The organism is Cryobacterium sp. MLB-32 (genome assembly GCF_000738085.1).
Taxonomy (GTDB): domain Bacteria; phylum Actinomycetota; class Actinomycetes; order Actinomycetales; family Microbacteriaceae; genus Cryobacterium.
This window is the reverse complement of record NZ_JPRS01000351.1, coordinates 1-626: the sequence shown is the minus strand read 5'-3', so window position 1 is coordinate 626 and position 626 is coordinate 1. Positions and strand designations below refer to the sequence as shown.

Sequence of the window (626 nt, the reverse complement as noted above, 5' to 3'; positions counted from 1 at the left end):
ACCGCTCAAAGCCATGCTCAGGATGAGTGCGGCGAGAAGGAATGCTGCCAGAGCGATGGTGCAGACAACAGATATTCGCCGCCGGCGTGCCCTGCGTGTGAGGAGTGGGATGAGCGTGAGCGCCAGTGGAATTAGGGAGGATGGCAAGATGCTCACCGTCAGGTCCGGAGGTGACAGGAAGATTCCTATAAGCACCACGAGCAGCGCGAGGGTGAAGGATCCGATCTGTAGTCGCTGACGTCGTTTGGAGAATTGCGAAGACCCAGTAGGTCCCAGCTCCTCGCCCAGGTCATGGCGGGCTTGCGCCGCCACGACGGAGGGTGTGCCGAGCTGGTGAAGGATCGTCGTCAGGTCCGAGTCTGCACGTTCGAGAGCGTCGTGGATGTGCGTTTGTATTCCCTCAAGAACGTCGGCACGATCCTTCTTGGGAGCGTCAGTGAGTTCTGTGGCGAGTTGCGCCAGATATCGAGTTTCTTGTTTCGATGGCCGGTTGGTGTTCAAGGTCATGACTTCGTCTCCAAAATGGTGTCAACCGTGCTTCGAAACGGGCTCCATACTTCTGAAAAGGCCCGCAGGTTTTCGCGGCCGAGATCGGTGAGCGTGTAATAGCGTCGGGGGCGGCCTGC

Annotated in this window: 1 protein-coding gene; it reads right to left on the bottom strand. The window is 58.6% G+C overall.

The window, feature by feature from the left end; all coding sequences use genetic code 11:
• The coding region (locus JF66_RS18500) for a hypothetical protein (protein ID WP_035880316.1) at window positions 1–507 on the bottom strand (507 nt) is incomplete at its 3' end.
• Window positions 508–626: the final 119 nt, after the last annotated feature.